At 55.9% G+C, this 2,279-nt stretch carries 1 other annotated feature (running past one end of the window).

Annotation, left to right across the window (positions count from 1 at the left end):
- Positions 1-2,279, top strand: a sequence feature (mutual gap in cmsearch alignment for this rRNA model is longer than 100) (it extends 239 nt beyond the left edge of the window).

Here is a 2,279-nt window from a genome sequence, read left to right as displayed (position 1 = left end):
ACCCGAGTAGCAGCGGGCCCGTGAAATCTGCTGTGAATCTGTCGGGACCACCCGATAAGCCTGAATACTACCTGGTGACCGATAGCGGACTAGTACCGTGAGGGAAAGGTGAAAAGTACCCCGGGAGGGGAGTGAAATAGTACCTGAAACCGTGCGCTTACAATCCGTCAGAGCCTTCGCAACTTGTTGTGTGGGGTGATGGCGTGCCTTTTGAAGAATGAGCCTGCGAGTCATCGGTGTGTGGCGAGGTTAACCCGTGTGGGGTAGCCGTAGCGAAAGCGAGTCCGAATAGGGCGCCCTGAGTCGCACACTATGGACCCGAAGCGGAGTGATCTACCCATGGCCAGGGTGAAGCGACGGTAAGACGTCGTGGAGGCCCGAACCCACTTAGGTTGAAAACTGAGGGGATGAGCTGTGGGTAGGGGTGAAAGGCCAATCAAACTCCGTGATAGCTGGTTCTCCCCGAAATGCATTTAGGTGCAGCGTCACGTGTTTCACACCGGAGGTAGAGCTACTGGATGGCCTAGGGGGCCCACAAGCTTACCGAAGTCAGCCAAACTCCGAATGCCGGTGTGTGAGAGCGTGGCAGTGAGACTGCGGGGGATAAGCTTCGTAGTCGAGAGGGAAACAGCCCAGATCGCCGGCTAAGGCCCCTAAGCGTGTACTAAGTGGAAAAGGATGTGGGGTCGCGAAGACAACCAGGAGGTTGGCTTAGAAGCAGCCACCCTTGAAAGAGTGCGTAATAGCTCACTGGTCAAGTGATCCTGCGCCGACAATGTAGCGGGGCTCAAGTACACCGCCGAAGCCGCGGCATTCAGACATTATCCCGCCTTCGGGCCAGGAGTCTGGATGGGTAGGGGAGCGTCGTATGGCCAGGGAAGCGGCGGAGTGATCCAGCCGTGGAGGCCATGCGAGTGAGAATGCAGGCATGAGTAGCGAAAGACGAGTGAGAAACTCGTCCGCCGAATGACCAAGGGTTCCTGGGCCAGGTTAATCCGCCCAGGGTGAGTCGGGACCTAAGGCGAGGCCGACAGGCGTAGTCGATGGACAACGGGTTGATATTCCCGTACCCGTGTATCCGCGCCAAATATCGAATCAGTTGTGCTAAGTGCCCAAAAATTTCCTTATCGAGCCTTCGGGCGAGAGGGGGAATGGCTGCGCATGACCCTGGCTGTAGTAGGTAAGCGATGGGGTGACGCAGGAAGGTAGCTGGGCCCGGTAATGGTTGTCCGGGTGTAAGCCTGTAGGGCGAGACATAGGCAAATCCGTGTCTCATATAGCCTGAGAGGTGATGCGTAGCCGATTGAGGCGAATTCAGTGATCCTATGCTGCCGAGAAAAGCCTCTAGTGAGTTGGTACACGGCCCGTACCCCAAACCGACACAGGTGGTCAGGTAGAGAATACTAAGGCGATCGAGATAACTGTGGTTAAGGAACTCGGCAAAATACCTCCGTAACTTCGGGAGAAGGAGGGCCTTGTCTGGTGACGGCACTTGCTGCCTGAGCTGGGTGAGGTCGCAGAGACCAGTGAGAAGCGACTGTTTACTAAAAACACAGGTCCGTGCGAAGTCGTAAGACGATGTATACGGACTGACGCCTGCCCGGTGCCGGAAGGTTAAGAGGACCGGTTAGCTCGTAAGGGCGAAGCTGAGAATTTAAGCCCCGGTAAACGGCGGTGGTAACTATAACCATCCTAAGGTAGCGAAATTCCTTGTCGGGTAAGTTCCGACCTGCACGAATGGCGTAACGACTTCTCAGCTGTCTCAACCACAGACTCGGCGAAATTGCATTACGAGTAAAGATGCTCGTTACGCGCGGCAGGACGAAAAGACCCCGGGACCTTCACTATAGCTTGGTATTGGTGTTCGGTACGGTTTGTGTAGGATAGGTGGGAGACTTTGAAGCGGGTACGCCAGTATTCGTGGAGTCGTCGTTGAAATACCACTCTGATCGTATTGGACCTCTAACCTCGGACCCTGATCGGGTTCAGGGACAGTGCCTGGTGGGTAGTTTAACTGGGGCGGTTGCCTCCCAAAATGTAACGGAGGCGCCCAAAGGTTCCCTCAGCCTGGTTGGCAATCAGGTGTCGAGTGCAAGTGCACAAGGGAGCTTGACTGTGAGACCGACAGGTCGAGCAGGGACGAAAGTCGGGACTAGTGATCCGGCACCGGCAAGTGGAAGCGGTGTCGCTCAACGGATAAAAGGTACCCCGGGGATAACAGGCTGATCTTCCCCAAGAGTCCATATCGACGGGATGGTTTGGCACCTCGATGTCGGCTC

Origin of the sequence: Nocardia sp. NPDC058058, assembly GCF_042885355.1 — a bacterium.
GTDB lineage: Bacteria > Actinomycetota > Actinomycetes > Mycobacteriales > Mycobacteriaceae > Nocardia.
The sequence above is the reverse complement of the archived record's forward strand: the minus strand, read 5'-3'. Positions and strand labels throughout refer to the sequence as shown.